The organism is Caulobacter sp. Root343, assembly GCF_001425745.1.
In the GTDB taxonomy this organism is placed as follows: domain Bacteria; phylum Pseudomonadota; class Alphaproteobacteria; order Caulobacterales; family Caulobacteraceae; genus Caulobacter.
The window spans coordinates 89,097-107,487 of sequence record NZ_LMDF01000012.1; the positions used below are offsets into that span (position 1 = coordinate 89,097).

The 18,391-nt window shown below is 68.2% G+C and carries 19 protein-coding genes and 1 pseudogene; 18 read left to right on the top strand and 2 right to left on the bottom strand.

Features of this window, described 5'->3' with window-relative positions:
* Positions 1–27 precede the first annotated feature (27 nt).
* From ASC70_RS23755 to trmB, 10 genes and pseudogenes are all read left to right on the top strand, one after another.
* The gene (locus ASC70_RS23755; RefSeq protein WP_047413780.1) at positions 28–435 is read left to right on the top strand and encodes a Fur family transcriptional regulator; all 408 of its coding nucleotides are present in this window, start codon (positions 28–30) and stop codon (positions 433–435) included.
* A 24-nt stretch (positions 436–459) separates the two neighbouring features.
* Positions 460–550: pseudogene (locus ASC70_RS26070) on the top strand (hypothetical protein); the annotation flags it as partial.
* A 48-nt stretch (positions 551–598) separates the two neighbouring features.
* Positions 599–1,951: a tRNA (N6-isopentenyl adenosine(37)-C2)-methylthiotransferase MiaB gene (gene miaB, locus ASC70_RS23760; RefSeq protein WP_056055530.1), complete on the top strand. Its 1,353-nt coding sequence runs from the start codon at positions 599–601 to the stop codon at positions 1,949–1,951.
* Positions 1,948–2,892, top strand: coding sequence for a PhoH family protein (locus ASC70_RS23765; protein ID WP_047413778.1), 945 nt, complete (start codon positions 1,948–1,950; stop codon positions 2,890–2,892). Before miaB ends, ASC70_RS23765 begins: the two co-directional genes overlap by 4 nt.
* 22 nt (positions 2,893–2,914) lie before the next feature.
* Complete coding sequence (gene ybeY / locus ASC70_RS23770) at positions 2,915–3,385, top strand: rRNA maturation RNase YbeY (RefSeq protein WP_162247267.1); 471 nt, start codon at positions 2,915–2,917, stop codon at positions 3,383–3,385.
* Positions 3,386–3,393: 8 nt separating this feature from the next.
* Complete coding sequence (locus tag ASC70_RS23775) at positions 3,394–4,323, top strand: hemolysin family protein (protein ID WP_056055538.1); 930 nt, start codon at positions 3,394–3,396, stop codon at positions 4,321–4,323.
* Positions 4,320–5,879 carry an apolipoprotein N-acyltransferase gene (lnt, locus tag ASC70_RS23780; protein WP_056055541.1) on the top strand — a complete coding sequence of 520 codons (1,560 nt, stop codon included), beginning with the start codon at positions 4,320–4,322 and terminating at the stop codon, positions 5,877–5,879. The genes ASC70_RS23775 and lnt overlap by 4 nt, the downstream gene beginning before the upstream one ends.
* Positions 5,880–5,940: 61 nt before the next feature.
* On the top strand, positions 5,941–6,375 hold the full coding sequence (locus ASC70_RS23785) for a helix-turn-helix domain-containing protein (protein WP_162247264.1): 435 nt from the start codon (positions 5,941–5,943) through the stop codon (positions 6,373–6,375).
* A gap of 119 nt (positions 6,376–6,494) precedes the next feature.
* Positions 6,495–7,718, top strand: a complete 1,224-nt coding sequence (metK, locus tag ASC70_RS23790; RefSeq protein WP_047413773.1) for a methionine adenosyltransferase — start codon at positions 6,495–6,497, stop codon at positions 7,716–7,718.
* A gap of 89 nt (positions 7,719–7,807) precedes the next feature.
* Positions 7,808–8,488 carry a tRNA (guanosine(46)-N7)-methyltransferase TrmB gene (gene trmB, locus ASC70_RS23795; RefSeq protein ID WP_056055547.1) on the top strand — a complete coding sequence of 227 codons (681 nt, stop codon included), beginning with the start codon at positions 7,808–7,810 and terminating at the stop codon, positions 8,486–8,488.
* Positions 8,489–8,505: 17 nt separating this feature from the next.
* Here trmB and ASC70_RS23800 read toward each other — a convergent pair whose 3' ends face one another.
* Together ASC70_RS23800 and ppa are read right to left on the bottom strand one after the other, a co-directional pair.
* A complete protein-coding gene (locus tag ASC70_RS23800; RefSeq protein WP_056055550.1) occupies positions 8,506–8,916 on the bottom strand; it encodes a DUF5990 family protein in 411 nt (136 codons plus the stop codon).
* Between the two features lie 9 nt (positions 8,917–8,925).
* Positions 8,926–9,459 carry an inorganic diphosphatase gene (gene ppa, locus ASC70_RS23805; protein WP_047413770.1) on the bottom strand — a complete coding sequence of 178 codons (534 nt, stop codon included), beginning with the start codon at positions 9,457–9,459 and terminating at the stop codon, positions 8,926–8,928.
* 249 nt (positions 9,460–9,708) lie between these two features.
* On the opposite strand from ppa, the gene rimP reads away from it, so the two are divergent.
* The 8 genes from rimP (at position 9,709) to ASC70_RS23845 (ending at position 18,386) form a co-directional block, all read left to right on the top strand.
* Positions 9,709–10,284, top strand: coding sequence for a ribosome maturation factor RimP (rimP, locus tag ASC70_RS23810; RefSeq protein WP_047413769.1), 576 nt, complete (start codon positions 9,709–9,711; stop codon positions 10,282–10,284).
* Positions 10,285–10,286: 2 nt separating this feature from the next.
* Positions 10,287–11,999 carry a transcription termination factor NusA gene (gene nusA / locus ASC70_RS23815; protein WP_056055553.1) on the top strand — a complete coding sequence of 571 codons (1,713 nt, stop codon included), beginning with the start codon at positions 10,287–10,289 and terminating at the stop codon, positions 11,997–11,999.
* A gap of 81 nt (positions 12,000–12,080) precedes the next feature.
* The gene (locus ASC70_RS23820) at positions 12,081–12,758 is read left to right on the top strand and encodes an RNA-binding protein (protein ID WP_056055555.1); all 678 of its coding nucleotides are present in this window, start codon (positions 12,081–12,083) and stop codon (positions 12,756–12,758) included.
* Between the two features lie 253 nt (positions 12,759–13,011).
* On the top strand, positions 13,012–16,137 hold the full coding sequence (gene infB, locus ASC70_RS23825) for a translation initiation factor IF-2 (RefSeq protein ID WP_056055558.1): 3,126 nt from the start codon (positions 13,012–13,014) through the stop codon (positions 16,135–16,137).
* A 73-nt stretch (positions 16,138–16,210) separates the two neighbouring features.
* Complete coding sequence (locus tag ASC70_RS23830) at positions 16,211–16,750, top strand: YcxB family protein (protein ID WP_056055561.1); 540 nt, start codon at positions 16,211–16,213, stop codon at positions 16,748–16,750.
* 46 nt (positions 16,751–16,796) lie between these two features.
* On the top strand, positions 16,797–17,312 hold the full coding sequence (locus tag ASC70_RS23835; protein ID WP_047413765.1) for a DUF2939 domain-containing protein: 516 nt from the start codon (positions 16,797–16,799) through the stop codon (positions 17,310–17,312).
* An 89-nt stretch (positions 17,313–17,401) separates the two neighbouring features.
* Positions 17,402–17,908 carry a hypothetical protein gene (locus tag ASC70_RS23840; RefSeq protein ID WP_369815065.1) on the top strand — a complete coding sequence of 169 codons (507 nt, stop codon included), beginning with the start codon at positions 17,402–17,404 and terminating at the stop codon, positions 17,906–17,908.
* A 121-nt stretch (positions 17,909–18,029) separates the two neighbouring features.
* A complete protein-coding gene (locus ASC70_RS23845; protein ID WP_056055567.1) occupies positions 18,030–18,386 on the top strand; it encodes a YciI family protein in 357 nt (118 codons plus the stop codon).
* The last annotated feature ends 5 nt before the right edge of the window (positions 18,387–18,391 follow it).

Consider the following 18,391-nt stretch of genomic DNA (forward strand, 5'->3'; position numbering starts at 1 on the left):
GCCCGCGACTCAGACGGAGGGTCCGCCGTGGATCGACTCGAAAAGGCCTGTATCGAAAAGGGCATGCGCATGACGGACCAGCGCCGCGTGATCGCGCGCGTGCTGTCGTCGGCCGAAGATCATCCGGACGTGGAAGAGCTGCACCGTCGCGCCCACGCCATCGACCCGCACATCTCGATCGCCACGGTCTACCGCACCGTCCGCCTGTTCGAGGAAAGCGGCATCATCGAGCGCCACGACTTCCGCGACGGCCGCTCGCGCTACGAAGAGACTCCGACCCACCATCACGATCACCTGATCGACATGAAGTCGGGCAAGGTCGTCGAGTTCGTGGACGAAGAGATCGAAGCCCTGCAGAACGCCATCGCCCGCAAGCTGGGCTACAAGCTGGTGGATCACCGGCTCGAGCTCTACGGCGTGCCGCTGGAGGATTAGGGCGACTTGCCCCCACCTGACCACTCCGCGGTCGTCCGCCCCCGGAGGGGGCGGAAGGGGGGCCTTCTTCCCCCCTCCGGGGGAGGAGCGCGAAGCGCGGAGGGGGCAAGTGTGATCTTGTCACCCTTGCACAGCGGGGGCGGCGACCCCATAACCTCGCCGGATGAGCGAGACCCCGCAAAAGCGCCTCTTTATCAAGACCTACGGCTGTCAGATGAACGTCTATGACAGCGAGCGCATGGCCGATGTCCTGCGCCCGCTGGGCTATGGCGTGGTCGACGACCCGGAGGGCGCGGACCTGGTGGTGCTGAACACCTGCCACATCCGCGAGAAGGCGACCGAGAAGGTCTATTCCGAGCTCGGCTACATCAAGCAGATGAAGGATCGGAAGGCCGAGGCGGGCGGTCGCATGACCATCGCCGTGGCCGGCTGCGTCGCCCAGGCCGAGGGCAAGGAAATCATGCATCGCCAGAAGGCGGTCGATCTGGTGGTCGGACCGCAGGCCTATCACCAGCTGCCCGAACTTATCGCCCGCGCCCACCGGGCGACCGGCGAGCGTCTGGCCGCCGACTTCGCACCGGAAGAGAAGTTCGACGCCCTGCCGGCTGAGCGCCACGTGACCGGGGTCACCGCGTTCCTGACCGTGCAGGAGGGCTGTGACAAGTTCTGCACCTTCTGCGTCGTGCCCTATACGCGCGGCGGCGAGTGGTCGCGGCCGGTCAACGACATCGTCGACGAGGCCAAGCGCCTGGCCGACCAGGGCGTGCGAGAGGTCACCCTGCTGGGCCAGAACGTCAACGCCTACGACGGCGACGGCTCGACCTTGGCGAAGCTGGTTCGTCGGCTGGCGGCCATCGATGGCCTGGACCGCATCCGCTACACGACCAGCCACCCGCGTGACATGGGCGACGATTTGATCGAGGCCCACGGCGAGCTGCCCGAGCTGATGCCCTACCTACACCTGCCGGTGCAGGCGGGATCGGACAAGATCCTCAAGGCCATGAACCGCGACCACACGGCCGAGAGCTATGTGAAGCTGATCGAGAAGATCCGCGCAGCGCGCCCGGACATCGCCATGAGCGGCGACTTCATCGTTGGTTTTCCCGGCGAGCGCGACGGCGATTTCGAGAAGACGCTGGAACTGGTCCGCGAGGTCGGCTTCGCCAGCGCCTTCTCGTTCAAATATTCTCGCCGCCCAGGCACCCCGGCCTCGGCCATGCCCGGCCAGGTCGACGAAGCGGTCAAGGCCGAGCGTCTCGAGCGCCTGAACCAGCTGCTGGACGAGCAGCAGCGCGCCTTCAACGCCAGCCAGGTCGGCAAGGTGCTGCCGGTGCTGTTCGAGAAGGCCGGCCGCCACCCTGGCCAGATCGTGGGTCGCAGCCCATATCTGCAAGCCGTCCACTGTGAAGGCGGCGAACATTTGATCGGGACGATCGTTCCGGTCCGTATCGAGAGCGCGGCCAAGATGAGCCTGGCCGGCAAGCTCGAAACCACGGCTGTTCTGGAGACCGCTTGAGCCGCACCCCTGAGTTCCTGCCGCTGTCGGATGACGCGGTCCACGCCGTTTCCGGTCCCAGCGGCCGTCACGCCGCCCTGATCGAGGACGCCTTCAAGGTGCTGATCGAGACGCCGGGCGGCGGCGTCACCATCACCGGCGACGCCCGTGGGCGCACCGGCGCCAAGCGCGTCATTCAGTCCCTGGCCGACCGCGCCGACGCCGGCGAGGAAGTCGTCGAGGCCGACGCCCGCATCGCCATCGGCTCGGCCCACGAGACCGGCGGCCAGGCCTCGCCCCGCGCCGTCCGCAAGGGCAATGTCTCGCCCAAGACCAAGGGCCAGGCCCGCTACATGGAGGCCATGGCCAGCCACCCGCTGAGCTTCGGCCTGGGCCCCGCCGGCACCGGCAAGACCTTCCTGGCCGTGGCCCACGGGGCCGGCATGCTGCTGCGCGGCGAGGTCGATCGTCTGATCGTCACCCGCCCAGCGGTCGAGGCGGGCGAAAAGCTGGGCTTCCTGCCAGGCGACCTGAACGAGAAGGTCGACCCCTACATGGCCCCGGTCTGGGAAGCCCTGACCGACATCATGGGCGCCGACCAGCTGCGTCGTCGCCGCGAGAAGCTGGAGATCGAGGTCGCCCCGATCGCCTTCATGCGCGGTCGCACGCTCAGCCACGCCTTCGTCATCGTCGACGAGGCGCAGAACTGCTCGCGCCTGCAGATGAAGATGGTCCTGACCCGCCTCGGCGAGGGCGCGCGGATGGTGGTGACCGGAGACCCGACCCAGGTCGATTTGCTCAATCCGCGCGACTCGGGCCTGGCCCACGCCGTCTCGATCCTGGAAGGGGTCGAGGGGGTCGCGGTCTCGCGCTTCACCTCGGCCGACGTCGTGCGTCACCCGCTGGTCGAGCGCATCGTCAAGGCCTACGACGCCGACGCGGCGCAAAGCACCCCGCGATAGGCCGATGAGCATCACCGTCGACATCGAGATCGAGGACGACGCCTGGACGGCGGCCGCGCCGGACGCCGAGGCCCTGGTGTGGCGCGCGGCCCAGGCCGTGCTGGACGCCCATGAGGACATCGAAGGCCACGGGATCGTGATCCTGCTGGCCGACGACGACAGCGTCCAGGCGCTGAACCGCGACTTCCGCCAGAAGGACTATGCGACCAACGTCCTGTCCTTTCCTTCGCCCCCAAACCCCGAGGGCCAGATCGGCGACATCGCTCTGGCCTACGGTGTCTGCGCCCGCGAGGCGGCCGAGCAGGGCAAGTCGCTGGATCACCACCTGCAACATCTGGTGGCGCATGGCGTGCTTCATCTCCTAGGATACGACCACGAGGGCGACGACGAGGCGGAAGCCATGGAGGCGCTCGAACGCGAGATCCTGGCGGGACTGGATATTCCAGACCCATATGGGCCAGATCCCCATGCCGGCGATGAAGAGGGACGCTGAACAGGGCCATGCCCAGCGACGAGCCTAGTCAACAGCCCGCCGTTCCAGCTCGTCGGAGCCGGGGCGTGCGGGCGTTCCTTCGCCATATGCGCAAGCGGCTGACGGCCGGCGGCGGCCAGCCCGCGCGTCCGCCCGAACCGCCAGCCCCCGGCGGCGCCGTCGACATCGTCGACCAGGCCGAGGCCTTCCAGACCCTGCGGGTCGCCGACGTGATGACCCCGCGCGCCGACATCGTGGCCGTCGAGCTCTCCACGCCGTTCGAGGCGGTGGTCGCCCAGTTCGCCGAGGCCGAGCACTCGCGGATGCCGATCTATCGCGAGACGCTCGACGATCCCGTCGGGGTCATCCACATCAAGGACGTCTTCCGCCTGCTGTCGGACGAGGCCAAGCGCCCCGCCGCCGACGACCTTGTTCTGCACAAGCTGCGCCGCGACGCGCTTTACGTCCCCGCTTCGATGAAGGCCGCCGACCTGCTGCTGCGCATGCGCACCAGCCGGATCCACATGGCGCTGGTCATCGACGAGTTCGGCGGCACCGACGGCCTGGTGTCGATGGAGGACCTGATCGAGGCGGTGGTCGGCGAGATCGACGACGAGCACGACGACGCGGCCTCGGCCTCGATCGTGGCGCGTCCGGGCGGCATGTTCGACGCCGACGCCCGCGCGCCGCTGGAAGAGCTGGAGGCCGTCCTGGGCCGTGAGCTGGCGCCCTCGGACATGGAAGAGGACATCGACACCGTCGCCGGCCTGGTCGTGGCCTTGGCCGGCCGCGTGCCGCAGCGGGGCGAGCTGATCGCCCATCCTGACGGCTACGAGTTCGAGGTGGTCGAGGCCGATCCGCGCCGGGTCCGCCGGGTGCGGGTGCGCGGCGGTCCCTCGCGGCCGCTGACGCACCAGGCCACTCCAGAGAGCGCACTCGGGGACATCGACGCCTCGTGAACGCCTGGATCCGTTTCCGCGAGCGCGCCTGGAGCGGTCCGGTCCTGGCGCTGGTCGCCGGCCTCGCCGCCGCCTTGGCCCATCCGCCGTTCGGCCTGCTGCCGGGCCTGCTGGGCTACGCCCTGCTGCTGCATCTGCTGGACGACGCGAACGAGGCCAAGCCGCTACGCTCGGCCTTCTGGCGCGGCTGGCTGGCGGGTCTCGCCTATTTCGGGCTCGGCACTTGGTGGATCGGTGAGGCCTTCCTGGTCGACGCCGCCAACCAGGGCTGGATGGCCCCGTTCGCCGTCGCGGCCATGGCGGCGGGCCTGGCGCTGTTCTGGGGGCTCGCGGGCCTGCTCTATCGCCTGGTTCGCCCCGCGAGCGCCTGGCGCGTCCTGGCCTTCGCCGGAACCTTCGCGGCGCTGGAGTGGACACGCGGCCATGTCCTGACCGGCTTTCCCTGGAACCTGCCGGGTGAGACCTGGCGGGCGGGGTCCTTCCCATCGCAAACCGCCGCCCTGGTCGGCGCCTATGGCCTGACCTGGATCACCCTGGCGATCGCCGCCGCGCCCGCCGTGTGGCGTGAGGGCAAGGGCGGACAGATCGCGATCGGCGCGGCCGTCGCCGGCCTCGTCGCCCTCTACGCCTATGGCGCGGTGGTCCAGTCGCGGCCGCTGGCCAAGGGGCCGCCGACCTCGGTGCGCATCGTCCAAGCCGACATCCAGCAGGACGCCAAGTGGGACGCCACGCGCTTCGCCCAGATCGTCCAGGCCTATGTCTCACTGACCGCCAAGCCTTATGCCGGCAAACCGGCCGACTTGGTGATCTGGCCCGAAGGCGCCCTGCCGGCGGCGATCGACGACTATCTCGCGCAGGGAACCTGGGTCCGGCACGCGATCCTCGACAGCCTTAAGCCCGGCCAGACCCTGCTGATCGGCGGCTATCGCTATGAAGGCCCGATCGACAAGCCGACCTACTACAACAGCCTGATCGCCCTGCGCCGCACGGCCAGCGATCTCCAGGTCGTCGGGGTTTATGACAAGCACCGGCTGGTGCCGTTCGGCGAATACCTGCCGGCCGAGGCGCTCCTGACCCGGATCGGGTTCAAGAGCCTGGCCCATCTCGGTGACGGTTTCGCCACCGGTCCGCGGCCCGCGCCGCTGCGGATTTCGCCCGACCTGCTGGTCCAGCCGCTGATCTGCTACGAGAGCCTGTTCCCGGGCCTGGCCCGGCGGAACAAGGACGTCCGCGTCCTGATCAATGTCTCGAACGACGCCTGGTTCGGCGTCACCTCGGGACCGCTGCAGCATCTGAACCTGGCCAGCTATCGCGCCATCGAAAGCGCCAAACCGATCCTGCGCGCCACGCCCACCGGTGTCAGCGCTGTCATTGATGCGCGTGGTCGAATCGTCCCCGGAGCCCGGCTGGATCTAGGACAAGCTGGAGTCATCGACGCGGTTATACCGGGGAAGGGTGAGGTTACACCTTTCGACAACTTCGGTGACTTCGCGTTTCTCGGGCTTCTACTGATATCTGCGGTTGCGTCAGCTCGCCCGCGGGCAGGTAAAACCTAATCCTCTATTGCGCGCTTGAAAGACTTAGGCTGAATTAAAACCGCAATTTCAGCTATCAAGCGTGGGTATGAGCGAGCCGTCGGACACCGAACGCCACCCCAATCCCGTCGACCTGCACGTTGGCGCCCGCATCCGTATGCGCCGCAAGATCCTGGGCGTCAGTCAGGAGCGGCTCGCCGAGGACCTGGGCCTGACCTTCCAGCAGATCCAGAAGTACGAGCGGGGGGCCAATCGGGTCAGCGCCAGCAAGCTCTATGAGATCGCCAAGAGTCTGCAGTCGTCGGTCGGCTATTTCTTCGAGGGCCTGGCGGACACCACCCGTGAGGGCATGGCCGAGGGCGGCGAACCGTTCGTGCACGACTTCCTGATGACGTCGGAAGGCCTGGAGCTGGCGGGATTGTTTCCGAGGATCACCCGTCCCAAGGTCCGCCGGCGGATCCTGGAGCTGGTCCGCTCAATGGCCGAGGAAGAAATCGCGACCGCCGAGACCGACTGAAACGGCTGATAGCTAACCTCGCCTTGCTCGCATAAACATATCTTTATATGGTTCCGGTCTAACTGGACGCCGAAGCGGGCGCATGCCCGCGCGCGTATTTCCAAGGCCGGAGCTGTCTCTTGAACCGTTCGTCCTACATCTTCACCAGCGAGAGCGTCTCCGAGGGCCATCCCGACAAGGTCGCCGACCGCATCAGCGACACCGTCGTCGACGCCTTCCTGGCGGTTGATCCCGAAGCCCGCGTAGCTTGCGAAACCCTGGTGACGACCAACCGCGTCGTGCTGGCCGGTGAAGTTCGCGCCGGCAAGCCGGATGGCGACAAGAAAGCCAACAAGCAGCTCACCAAGGACATCCTCGCCTCGCTCGAGCCCAAGGTTCGCGCGGCGATCAAGGACATCGGCTACGAGCAGAAGGGCTTCCACTGGCAGAAGGCGAAGTTCGCCAACTATCTGCACGGCCAGTCGGCGCACATCGCCCAGGGCGTGGACGCCACCGAGAAGAAGGACGAGGGGGCCGGCGACCAGGGCATCATGTTCGGCTACGCCAGCACCGAGACCCCGGAGCTGATGCCGGCCACCCTGCAGTACAGCCACAACGTCCTGAAGCGCCTGGCCGAGCTGCGTCATAGCGGCGAGCTCTCCGAGCTGGAGCCCGACGCCAAGAGCCAGGTGACTCTGGAATACGACGGCAATGGCCGCCCGGTCCGCGTCGTCTCGATCGTCGTGTCGCACCAGCACAAGAAGAAGATCGACGGCAAGGCCGCGACCTCCAAGCGCGTGCTGGACCTGATCAAGCCGCACATCCTGCCGGTGTTCCCGGACGGCCTGATCACCAAGAAGACCCAGTGGCTGGTCAACCCGACCGGCCGCTTCGAGATCGGCGGCCCCGACGGCGACGCCGGCGTCACCGGCCGCAAGATCATCGTCGACACCTACGGCGGCGCCGCGCCGCACGGCGGCGGCGCGTTCTCGGGTAAGGATCCGACCAAGGTCGACCGCTCGGCCGCCTATGCGTGCCGCTACCTGGCCAAGAACGTCGTGGCCGCGGGCCTGGCCGACCGCTGCACCATCCAGATCGCCTACGCCATCGGCGTGGCCCAGCCGGTCTCGTTCCACGTCGATTTGCACGGTACGGGCAAGGTCGATCCGGCCGTGTTGGAAAAGCTGCTGCCGCAGCTGATCGGCGGGGCCACGCCGCGCTCGATCCGCGAACACCTGCAGCTGAACCGTCCGGTCTACGCCCGCACGGCCGCCTACGGCCACTTCGGCCGCACGCCGGACAACGAGGGCGGCTTCTCGTGGGAGAAGACCGACCTGGTCAGCGAACTGAAGGGCCTGGCGTAAGCCTCACCCTCCGAACTACGAAGCGGGCTCCGATCCAACCGGATCGGAGCCCGTTTTCATTTCACGCTCAACGCACTAAGACGCCGCCCATGACCTCCGCTCCCATTCCCCACGGACCGCTGCGCTCGTTCGGCCGGATCAAGTCGCGCCCGGTGAAGCCGCGCCAGCAGGCCCTGCTCGACACCCTGCTGCCCGAGATCAGCGTCCCGAACGGCCCGTTCCAGCCGCTGGAGCTGATGCCGGACGCGAAGGCCGTGTGGCTGGAGATCGGCTTCGGCGGCGGCGAGCACATGGCCACCCAGGCCGGACGTCATCCCGAGGCCCTGGTCATCGGCGCCGAGCCGTTCGTGAATGGCGTGGCCAGCGCCGTGCGGCACGTCGAAGAGCAGGCGCTGAAGAACGTCCGTGTGCACGAGGGCGACGCCCGCGACGTCGTCGACTGGCTGCCCGACGCCTGCCTGGACCGGGTCTTCATCATGTTCCCCGATCCTTGGCACAAGGCGCGTCACAACAAGCGCCGCCTGATCCAGCCAGAATTCGTCGCCAAGCTGGCGCGGGTGATGAAACCGGGCGCGGCCCTGCGCTTCGCGACCGACTGGGCCGACTACGGCGAGTGGACCACCGAGCGGGTGCTGGCCGATCCGAACTTCCGCTTCGCCGAAGAGACGGCCGACCGTAACGCGATCCCGGCCGACCACGTCACCACCCGCTACGAGGAAAAGAAGCTGGGCGACTGCGCCCCGGTGTTCCTGGACTTCGTCCGGATCTGAGCTTCAGGGTTTGAGCTCTAGGGCTTGATTGGCCGCCAGCCGGACAGCAGCGGCACGGTGGCGCAGGCGGGGCCGCCGTCAGCCGCGCGCCCGGCGATCGTCGCTTCCAGGACGGCGCCCGTTTCGGCGGCCGGCAGATCGTGCAGATAGACCTTGATCCGCCGCGACCATTCCGTCCGGCAGTCGCCGGCCTGCCGGCCCGAGGCGATGTAGACGAACCGCCCGCGATCGTCGTTGCGCACGAAGCCGCCGCCGGGGCGAAGACCGTCCGGCGTAGGCGTCAGGGTGATCGGGATGTCGAAGGACAGGTCGCCGGTCTCGGCGCGGACCGGATCGACCGGCCGGCTCTTGGCGTCCTGCTTGGAAAACACCACGCCAGGCGGCGGGTCGGCCAGGATGATCCGCAAGGTGAGATCGATCCTGGCCATTTCCCAGCCTTAGTAGGTCTCGTTGTAGCGCTTGATCGCCGTGCGGATGATGTCGGCGGTCTCGTCCGGATCGGCCCAGCCGCTGATCTTGGTCGACTTGCCCTTTTCCAGGTCCTTGTAGTGCTGGAAGAAGTGGGCGATCTGCTCGGTCAGGATGGTCGGCAGGTCACGCCAGCTGGTCACGCCGGTGTAGAACGGGTGCAGCTTGTCGACCGGCACGGCCAGGATCTTCTCGTCCGAACCGGCCTCGTCGACCATCATCAGGGTGCCGATCGGGCGGCAGCGGATGATCGCGCCCGGCACCACCGGGGTCGGGCCCACGACCATGATGTCGGCGGGATCGCCGTCGTCGGCCAGGGTGTGCGGGATGAAGCCGTAATTGGCCGGATAGAACATCGCCGTGTGCAGGAAGCGATCGACCATCAGGGCGCCGCTTTCCTTGTCGATCTCGTACTTCACCGGCTCGCCGCCCTGCGGGATCTCGATGATGGCGTTCAGATCGTAAGGCGGGTTCACCCCGGTCGGAATCTTGGAGAGGTCCATTGTGACTCTTCGTCTTATGAGGTCCGCGGGGAGGCGGCCTGCGCGGACGGGCTTATAGGCCAAAAATGCTGCGGCGCGGAAGGGGCGAGCGTCGACGGAGTCGACAAGGTTTTCCAATTCGCCTATAAAGCGCTCCACATCGTCCGTTAGCGCTAGATGGCGCTTTCGAGCGGCGGCCCGAAAGGCTGCCGCTTTTTCTTTGGTCGCTCGGCGGGTTCGCCGGCGGCCTTGACCGAGTTGAGAAACACGTTGCGCGGCAAGACGCAGGAAGACCGTGATCTGATCGAGATGCTCGATCCCGTGGCCGAGACCGTCGGCTACGAAATCGTCCGCTTGCGCCTGATGGGCGGGGCCGAGCAGCGTCGCCTGCAGATCATGGCCGAACGCCCGCTGCAGGAAGACGGCAGCGGCGGCGACATGAACGTCGAGGACTGCGCCCGCCTGTCGCGCGCCGTCTCCGAGATCCTGGACGCCGCCGATCCGATCACCGGCGAGTATACGCTTGAGGTCTCCAGCCCCGGCATCGACCGGCCGCTGACCCGCCTGAAGGACTTCGACGACTATGCCGGCCTGGAGGCCCGTATCGAACTCGACCGCGTGGCCGAGGGCCGCAAGCGCTTCAAAGGCGAGCTGGCCGGGATCGAGGACGACCAGGTGGGCCTGAACATCGAGGGCGAGGACGACGTCACCGTCTACTTCCCCTTCGCCTGGATCATCGACGCCAAGCTCGTCATGACCGACACCCTGATGAAGCGGGGCGCCGAACAGCGCGCCGCTCGCATCCAATCCGACAACGACGACCTGTCCGAAAGTGAAGAGGACTGACCATGGCCATCGGCATCTCCGCCAACCGGCTCGAACTCCTGCAGATCGCCGACGCGGTCGCGCGCGAAAAGAGTATCGAGAAGGAAGTCGTCATCGAGGCCATCGAGGACGCCCTCCAGAAAGCCGCCCGCGCTCGCTACGGCGCCGAGCACGACATCCGCGTCAAGATCGACCCGCGTACGGGCGAAATGACGCAGAAGCGCGTGATCGAGGTCGTGGCCGACGATACCGAGCTGGAAGGCGAGATCGGCAAGATGCAGCTGTCGATCGCCAAGCGCACCTGGCGCGACGCCGAGATCGGCAAGGTCTACGAAGAAGTTCTGCCGCCGTTCGAGATCGGCCGCGTCCAGACCCAGATGGCCCGCCAGGTCGTCATGCATAAGGTCCGCGAGGCCGAGCGCGAGCGTCAGTACGACGAGTACAAGGATCGCGTCGGCGAGATCGTCAACGGCAGCGTCAAGCGCGTCGAATACGGCAACGTCATCGTCGACCTGGGCCGCGGCGAAGGCATCATGCGCCGCGACCAGTCGATCCCGCGCGAGAACTTCAACGTTGGCGACCGCATCCGCGCCTACATCTACGACGTCCGTCGCGAGACCAAGGGCCCGCAGATCATGCTGAGCCGCGCGCACGGCGGCTTCATGGCCAAGCTGTTCGCCCAGGAAGTGCCGGAAGTCTACGACGGCGTCATCGAGATCCGCGCCGTGGCCCGCGACCCGGGTTCGCGCGCCAAGATGGCCGTCATCTCGAACGACAGCTCGATCGACCCGGTCGGCGCCTGCGTCGGCATGCGCGGCTCGCGCGTGCAGGCGGTCGTGGCCGAGCTGCAGGGCGAGAAGATCGACATCATCCAGTGGTCGGAAGACGAAGCCACCTTCATCGTCAACGCCCTGGCCCCGGCCGAAGTCTCCAAGGTCGTCATGGACGAGGAAGACGAGCGCGTCGAAGTCGTGGTGCCCGATGAGCAGCTGTCGCTGGCCATCGGCCGTCGCGGCCAGAACGTCCGCCTCGCCTCGCAGCTGACCGGCTGGCAGATCGACATCATGACCGAGAGCCAGGAGAGCGAGCGCCGTCAGAAGCAGTTCACCGAGACCACGGCCCTGTTCCAGGAAGCCCTGGACGTCGACGAGGTCATCGCCCAGCTGCTGGTCACCGAAGGCTTCGCCGCGGTGGAGGACGTCGCCTATGTCGAGCCGCACGAGATCGCCTCGATCGAGGGCTTCGACGAGGAGACCGCCGAGGAGCTGCAGGCTCGCGCCCGCGAATTCCTCGACAAGGAAGCCGCCGCCCTGGACGCCAAGCGCGTGGAGCTGGGCGTGCAGGACGAGGTCCTGGCCGTCGAGGGCGTGACCCTGGCCATGGCCGTGGCCCTGGGCGAAGGCGATGTGAAGACCGTCGAGGATCTCGCCGGCCTGGTGCCCGACGACATGCGCGGCTGGTTCGAGACCAAGAACGGCGAGCGCGTGCGTGAACCGGGCATCCTGGAAAGCTTCAACCTGTCGCCGGAAGACGCCGAGGCGCTGATCATGCGTGCTCGCGTCGCCATGGGCTGGGTCGAGGCGCCGCCGGAGCCGGAATACGAGCCGGAAGCCGAATACGAAGGTGACGTCGAAGGCGAAGTCGAGGGCGAAGTCGTCGCCGACGAAGCCGCCGGCGAAGAGACCGCCGCCGAAGAGGCCGTCGTCGAAGACGCCGCTCCGGAAGAAGAAGCCTAAGCGCCTTCGAGCGATGCGTGACGGCCTCGCGGAGCGATCCGCGGGGCCGTTCGTTCGACAAGGCCTGACCTAGAAGGATTCATGACCGAAACCGCCGCGCCCAAGACCCACGCCGAAGCCAATCGCCTGCGCAAGGACATCGTCCTGGGCGAGGCGACGGACGAGGCGCGTCTGGTCCGGTTCGTGGCGGGCCCGGACGGGGTCGTGGTTCCCGACGTCGCGCGCAAGCTGCCGGGCCGGGGGATCTGGGTCGGCGCCGACCGGGACTCGATCGCGGCCGCCGCTAAGAAGGGCCTGTTCTCGCGGGCGGCCAAGACCAAGCTGATCGCGCCGGCCGACCTGGCCGACCAAGTCGAGGCGCTGCTGGCCCGTCGGGTTCTGGACGGCCTGGGCCTTGCGCGGAAGGCCGGGAGCATTATCTCGGGATACGAGAAGGTGGTCGCCGCCCTGGGAACGGGCAAGGTGGCCTGGCTGATCGAGGCGTCCGACAGCGCCGAAGATGGTCGCCGAAAGATTTTATCCGCCGCCCGCAAGGCCTCGACGCCGCCCCGTTTTCTGGGCGCGTTCAGTTCGGACGAATTGGGTTTGGCCTTGGGCGGGGAGAATGTGATACACACGGCGCTCCTCGCCGGGCGCGGTGTCGATCGCTGGACCTTAGACGTCGAGCGTTTGTCAGGCTTCCGCCCGCTTTTGCCGCCCGAATGGTCGGCGAACGGACGCGAGGACCACCAGAAGCCCATCGGGTTTCCGGAGGAATAGGGGGCGAGCCTGTTCGCCCCCGGTCGGTTCGCCGGCCAAGGACAGGCTCTAGAGTTTTTCGATCGCACCGAGCGGTCGATGCGATCGAAAAGCTCTAGAATCTTTGAGGGAGTACGGCCGTCCGGGTCGTGCTCGTGAGTGAAGGGTCGGGAAACGCGCCTCCATCTTGTGGGGGTACGTCCAGGCCCCTTTCTCACATGGAACGAGCGGTTTTTTTAGCCGGGTACCGCCTGGCGGAAGTACAAGCGAGCGCATGAGCGACGAGAACGAAAACGGCCGACCCGGCGGACGAGCCCCGATCACGCTGAAGCCCCGCCAGGGCTCGGTGAGCGCCGGGGTCGTGAAGCAGAGCTTCAGCCACGGCCGGACCAAGACGGTGGTGGTCGAAACCAAGCGCACGCGGTCGCATGCGCCGGCGAGCGGCAACCTGGCCGCGCCGTCCTCGGCCGAGCGCCGTCACGACGCCCCGCCTCAGCGCCCGCAGCAATCGCACGGCGGCGGCAACGCCTCGTCCGGCGGCGGTGGTTCGGCAGGCGGCCTGTCGCAGGAAGAGCTCCGCGCCCGTCAACGCGCCATCGAGTCCGCTCGCGAGACCCAAGCCCGTCAGGCGGCCGACCAGGCCGCCGCCGAGGCTCGCGCTCGCGCCGCTCAGGACGCCGCCCAGCGTGAAGTCGCCGCCAAGGCCTCGGCCGAACGCGCCGCCTCGGCTCCGGCTCCGGTCCAGGCCCCCGTCGCTCAAGCCCCGGTCGCCCAGGCCCCGGCGGCTTCCGCTCCGGCGCCAGCCGCACCCGTGACCCCGCCGCCGGCGGCTCCGGTCCAGCCCGCGGCGCAAGCTCCGGCCGCCCCGCGCGCCGAGGCCCCGCGTCAGGAAGCGCCGCGCCAGGAAGCTCCCCGTCATGACGCGTCGCGTCAGACCGGCGCGGCTCAGACCGGCGCCGGCCAGACCCGCACCTACGAGCCCAGCCGCGAGCGCCGCGACGATCGTCCGACCACGACGACCTATCGCCCGGCCCCGCAAAGCCCGTTCAATCAACGTTCGCCGCGTCCCGACGCCGGCGCCAATTTCGGCCAGCGCGCCCCGCGCCCCGAAGGCGACCGCCCGCGTGGTCCGCGTCCCGAGGGCGATCGTCCGCAAGGCGACCGTCCCCAGGGGGATCGCGGCGGCTATCGCGGCGATCGTCCGCAGGGTGACCGCCCGCAAGGCGATCGTCCGCAGCAGACCGTGCGCTACTCGGCCCTCGCGCCGCGTCCGGCGCCCGGCGGCCCGCGGGGCCCTGGCGGCCCCGGTGGTCCGCGCGGTCCGCGTCCTGGCGTTCCGGCCGCCGCTCCGGCGACCCCGGAAGTCCAACGCGCCATGCGCTCGGCGCCGCGTCCCGGCGGCGAAGTCAGCCGTCGTCCCGACGACGAGGACGATCGCCGTAAGGCCGCCGCCCCCGGCAAGGCCGTGTCGCGCGCCAAGGGCGCTCCGGTCCGCCGCGAAGGTCGCCTGACCATTCAGGCCGTGGCCGGTGACGGAGACTCCGCCGACCGCATGCGCTCGCTGGCCTCGGTTCGCCGGGCCCGTGAACGCGAAAAGGAAAAGCGTCGCGGCGGTCCCGCCGAGGTCGTCAAGGTCAGCCGTGAAGTCGTCATTCCCGACGTCATCACCGTGCAGGAGCTGTCCAACCGGATGGCCGTGCGCGGCGTCGACATCATCAAGTTCCTGATGCGTCAGGGCGTGATGCTGAAGATCAACGACGTCATCGACAACGACACCGCCGAGCTGGTGGCCACCGAATTCGGCCACACCGTCAAGCGCGTGTCGGAAGCCGACGTCGAAGAAGGCTTCATCGGCGCCGACGATCACGACGATCACCTGGAGCCCCGGCCCCCGGTCGTCACGATCATGGGCCACGTCGACCACGGCAAGACCAGCCTGCTCGACGCCCTGCGCGCCACCGACGTGGCCGCTGGCGAACACGGCGGCATCACCCAGCACATCGGCGCCTATCAGGTTCGCCTGAAGGACGGCCAGCGCGTGACGTTCCTCGACACGCCCGGCCACGCCGCGTTCTCGTCGATGCGCGCCCGCGGCGCCAACATCACCGACATCGTGGTGCTGGTGGTGGCTGGCGACGACGGCGTCATGCCCCAGACGATCGAGGCGATCAAACACGCCAAGGCCGCCGACGTGCCGATCATCGTCGCCGTCAACAAGATGGACAAGCCGGGCTCGGACTCGACCCGCGTGGTCAACGAGCTGCTGCAGCACGAGATCGTCGTCGAAAGCCTGGGTGGCGACACCCAGCTGATCGAGGTCTCGGCCAAGGCCCGCACCGGCCTGGACGAGCTGCTGGAAGGCATCCTGCTGCAGGCCGAAGTGCTGGACCTGAAGGCCAACCCCGACCGCACCGCCGACGGCGTGGTGATCGAGGCCAAGCTGGACAAGGGTCGCGGCGCGGTTTCGACCGTGCTGGTCAATCGCGGCACGCTGAAGCGCGGCGACATCGTCGTCGCCGGCAGCCAGTTCGGCCGGGTTCGCGCCCTGCTGAACGAGCGCAACGAGCAGCTGACCGAAGCCGGTCCGGCCACCCCGGTCGAGATCCTCGGCCTGGACGGCGTGCCCTCGCCGGGCGAAGCCTTCGCCGTGGTCGAGAACGAGGCCCGCGCTCGCGAGCTGACCGAGTACCGCATCCGCCAGAAGCGCGAGAAGTCGATGGCCCCGGTGGGCGCCGGCGCTTCGATGGCCGAGATGATGGCCAAGCTTCAGGACAAGAAGCTGAAAGAACTGCCGCTGGTCATCAAGTCCGACGTGCAGGGTTCGGCCGAAGCGATCCTGGGTTCGCTGGACAAGATGTCGACCGACGAGGTCCGCGCGCGGATCATCCTGTCGGGCGCCGGCGCGATCAGCGAAAGCGACGTCATGCTGGCCAAGGGCGCTGGCGCGCCGGTCATCGGCTTCAACGTCCGGGCTTCCGCCCAGGCGCGAGCCCTTGCCGAGCGCGAAGGGGTCGAGATCCGCTACTACGCGATCATCTACGACCTGCTGGACGACATCAAAGGCGTGCTCTCGGGCATGCTGGCCCCGATCCAGCGCGAAACCTTCCTTGGCAACGCCGAGGTCCTGCAGGCCTTCGACATCTCGAAGATCGGCCGGGTCGCCGGCTGTAAGGTCACCGAGGGCGTGGTCCGCAAGGGCGCGAAGGTCCGGATCGTCCGTCAGGACATCGTGGTCCTGGAACTGGGCACCCTGCAGACGCTCAAACGCTTCAAGGACGAGGTCAACGAAGTCCCCGTCGGTCAGGAGTGCGGCATGATGTTCGCGGGCTTCCAGGACATCAAGGTCGGCGACGTGATCGAGTGCTTCACCGTCGAGGAGATCAAGCGCCAGCTCGACTAGCTGCTTGATCGAAACTCAGCTTAAAGGGAGGCGCGGGCGTGAGCTCGCGCCTTTCTTGCGTCTTGGTGGCGGCATGGAAATCCGAGGAACGATCGAGACGTTCGAAGGCCGAAGGGCCTGCGCCCCGCTCAGCAAGCATGTGCTGGGCTGGCGACGGCATTTTCAGTGGTACGTGGTGGCGGGGATGATCGTCAGCGGCCTCATCGGCAACGCTCTGCTTGAGCTTGTCGCGCCGACCTGGGGCTTCGTGGCGAGCCTGGCCGCCGCGGCGATCGGGATCGTCATTCTGCTTCGCGTAGCGCCGAGCATGGCCCAGAGCGCCTGGCGGGCGCGGGGCGTGCCGGCTCACATGGACCTCGTCTACCGCATCGAAGACCAGGCGCTGGCCATCGTGGGACCCACGACCGAGACCCGGCTGACCTGGGGGTCGATCTCGGAAATCATCCCAGGCCGAGACTATTGGCTCTTCGTGGGCATGGGTTCGGCCTACTTCCTGCCGCGCCGGTTCTTCGCCGATCTGGCCGCCGAGGCCGCGTTCCTTCGCGCCTGCCTCGAGAAAATGTCGCCTGAGGCGCGGGCGCGGAGCCCGAAGGCGGCCGCCGCGGCGGCCTGACGTCACCAGACTGGAAATCGCCCCAATCCAGCGCTACCCATTTCCCATGCGTATCAAAGCTCTCCTCGCCCTGACCGCCGTCGCCGCCAGCTTGAGCGCCTGCGCGACGGCGACCCGTCTGGACGCCGCCGGCGACGTGCACGACCTGCTGGTCGCCATCCGCGACAACGACCGCGCCACCTTCGACGCCCATGTCGACCGCCGCGCCCTGAAGGCGCAGGTCGAGGCGCGGCTGATGGACGAGGCGCGCCAGCGCGGCGGCTCGAGCAACGGCGTGATGGCCCTGGCCGCCCTGGCGGCGGGACCGCTGGCCGACGTGGCCGGCGAGGCCCTGATCCGTCCCGAGACCTTCCACGCCGCCGCCAACTACTATGGCTACAGCCCCGATCGTCCGATCCCGGGCCGGGTGGCGATCGCCAGCACGCTGCGTCCGGTCGGCGACGGCCGGGTCTGCGCGGCCAAGCGCGACGGCCCGTGCCTGCTGACCTTCTCGCGCGAAGGCGACCGCTGGCGGCTGTCGGGCTTCGATCCTCAAGCCGCGAACCTGCACCTGAAGCGATGAAGACAGCCGTCTGGGGGGGCGCGGCCCTGTTGGCGACGAGCGTCGCCCTGTCTCCGTTGGCGGCCTCCGCCGCCCGGGCCGAGACGCGGATGTTCTCGTACGACCCGATCTCGCCGGACGCCAAGCGGCTGACCGGCGCGGGCGTGACGATCCTGTTCAGTCAGGGCCTGCTGGGCCCCGGCCAGCCGATCAAGGTGCTGGCCACCGGCGTGCCGGCCGAGGCGCGGCTGAAGGACGGCCGTCAGAAGGATCTCGGTCCCGGCGGCCTGGCGGCCATGGATGGCGTCGACACCAACGTCTCGCTGTACGAGGTCGACAACAAGCTGGCCCAGGGCAAGATCTATGTTCGCGCCTTCTGCCCGGGCTCGAGCCGGCTGTGGCTGTCGTTCAGCACCATCGCCATCCGCCGCGACCTGCGGATCCAGGCGTTCGGCGACGACCCGAAGGCGCAGGATCCCAAGGGTGGAGGGAAGGCCCGCCTCTGCGGCACGCTGGACTTCTCGTATCGCGGCGAGTGGCGACTGCCGAAAGGCCGCGCGCCCGACCCGATGTCGGACTGGACCGACAGCCCCCAGCACCCCGACACGACGAACTGAAATCCGGGATCCTGAAATTTCCCGTCATTATTTTTGAGCCGCCGTGTCGCAACGGAAGGGTCTCGCGCGTCCTAGAGATGTAGCCGCGTTCGAACCGAACGTGGCCGACGGGAGACGCGCGATGCGGTTCATGGTGCTGTTGAAGGTCGAGGCGGACGGCGGTCCGGAACCGACCGAGGCCGTGCGGGCCTATGATGTCGAACTGTCGCGCGCCGGGGTGGCCGACCGGGCCAAGCTCTCGGCGCGGGGCGCGCGGATGACGGCCGAGGCCCCGACCGACGGCCGGACCGTCGCCGGCTTCTGGGTGTTCGACGTCGATTCCCGCGAGGACGCCGCCGCCTGGGTGCGCCGCTGCCCCGCGCCGCGCGACGGCGCGGCCGAGATCGAGATCCGCCTGCTGATCGCGCCGGACGACATCGGCGAGCGCCCGACCCGAGGCAAGCCCCGCCCCGTCTGGGAGCGGGCGATGGCGTTCTAGCTCGG